This is a genomic window from Phycisphaerae bacterium (genome assembly GCA_012729815.1).
Taxonomy (GTDB): Bacteria; Planctomycetota; Phycisphaerae; order JAAYCJ01; family JAAYCJ01; genus JAAYCJ01.
This window is the reverse complement of the sequence record JAAYCJ010000296.1, coordinates 1-2,018: the sequence shown is the minus strand read 5'-3', so window position 1 is coordinate 2,018 and position 2,018 is coordinate 1. Positions and strand designations below refer to the sequence as shown.

Annotated in this window: 1 protein-coding gene; it reads right to left on the bottom strand. The window is 62.8% G+C overall.

The annotated features are described in order from the left end of the window. The coding region (locus GXY33_19095) for an alkaline phosphatase (GenBank protein NLX07250.1) at window positions 1–1,999 on the bottom strand (1,999 nt) is incomplete at its 3' end. Between the last annotated feature and the right edge of the window lie 19 nt (window positions 2,000–2,018).

The following is a 2,018-nucleotide window of genomic DNA, read 5'->3' as shown; positions in this document are numbered from 1 at the left end:
GTGGGACGTCGAGGTAGGCGCAGGCGTATCCGAAGCACTGTTCGACGACCTGTCCGGATTTTACGATCATATTGTTGAGGAAACGGTCCTTGAGGTCAAGCCGGTCGCCGTCGGCGTGGACGGGCTGCCAGGCCACTCGGACATCCATCGGTTTCCACAGGGCCAGCGTGCCGGCGGGGAAGAAGGCCACATGCTCGTGGTCCACCCGCGGCTGAATGACCGCTTCGCCTCGGCCGGCGCCGTAGATCCAGCAGTTGTCGAGCATATCCTGGTCCCAGTTGATCGGTTTGTCCTTGATCTCTTCGCGCAGTCCCGGCGAGGGGAACGGGCCGCAGACGAGCCAGTCGCGGATGAAGCCGTCGGCTGAGGGTGCAAAATCCTTCGACCAGTCCTCTTGCGCCTCAACAACTGGAGGCGTCAGCCTTGGGATGTGATAGGCGTCGAATTGGGCGTGTTTGGCCGGTTTGCCGGTTTTGGTCCGCATGACCATCCGGAGGCGGGAGGTTTGGACGGGGTCGATGGTGTAGTCTTCGGTGTCGGCGGCTGGGGTTCGCCAGTCGTCGGTTCCGCTGCACGGTTGCCAGGCGGTCCCGTCGTGCCATTCGATTTTGTACTGAGCGGGCAGGTCGTTCGACGGCCAGGCGCAGACCAGGCGATGGACCGTCTGCGGAGTCGGCCAGGCGTATTCGATCCACTGTTCGGAACCGGAGAGGCTGTCGGAACGCACGACCGGCGGGCTGAAATTGGGCGAGGTCAGTTGCGTGGTGAGCTTATGCTTGTAGAGTTGTTCGCGAGGGAATGCCTTGGGGAAATCGTCGATGCCGAGGAGTTGGGCAAAGACGCGTGGGATTTCGGTGTTGTCTCGCAGGCCCATGAATCGAGAGGCGCCGGGTCCGAAGGCGTAGACGGGAACCGGAATGGCGGTGTGTCCGCCGGTGGTCCAGCCTACGTTGACTTCGTTGCCGTCGAGGCTGCCGCCGTTGACGGCCATGCCGCCGGTTTCGTGGTCGGCGGTGACGACTACGAGGGTGTGCTTGTCCTTGAGGGCGAACTCGATAGCTTCCTTGATCGCCAGGTCGAAGAGGAGCGTTTTCTGGATGGAGCCGGAGGCGTTGTTCCCGTGGCAGGCCCCGTCGATGTCGCTGCCTTCGACCATGAGGAAGAAGCCGTCTCGATCGCGACTGAGGATTTCGATGGCCTTAGCGGTCATGGCGGCGAGCATGGGCGGGTTCTGGCCGGAAGCATCTCGAAAAAGACCCAGCACTGGTGTTTGGTCGGCGATGACAGTTCCCATTTGGTCGCGGTTCGACACCACCTGGTATCCCGCCTGTATGGCCTGAGACGCGTCAGGGCTCGGCTGGGTTGTCGTACCAGCATCTCCTCTGGCGAAGATGACATCGACCTTGTTTTCCAGCATTTGTTCGGTGATTTCCGGCCCCATGGTCCTGGATTGCACGTGCGAGGCGAAGGCGGCGGGGGTGGCATGATTGGGCGTGCAGACCACGACCAGGCCTGTCGCCATTTTTTTGTCTCTGGCGGCCTCGAGAATGGTTTTGAGGCGGCTCTGGTCGGGCAGCAACGCGAGCGTCCCATTCCTGGTTTTGCAGCCGGTCGCCAGGGCGGTTCCCGCGGCGGCGGAGTCGGTGACCAACGAAGTCGAGTGCGTCGTGGCAAAGCCGGTGACCGGCAGCCGATCCACGTGGAGGCATCCGTCAGCTCCGACGGCTTTGATTCGGGCGGAAGCGACCTGGGCGAGGCCCATTCCGTCGCCGATCAAGAGGATGACGTTCTTGACCTCGCCGTCGGGCAGGATCGGGTAGAAGGATCGATCGGCGGGCGGGGTGTAGAAGGCGTACTCATCCGGGACCTGGGTGAGCGGCTGGGCGGTTTCGACGCGCGGCGCGGGTCCGAAGGGCTGGACCGTGGCGCATCCACTGACCACGCAGAGCAGCAACACCAATACGAGAAGTTTGCCGGAAACGATCCCACGCTGCGTCATGGTTTGGCCTCCTCAGCAG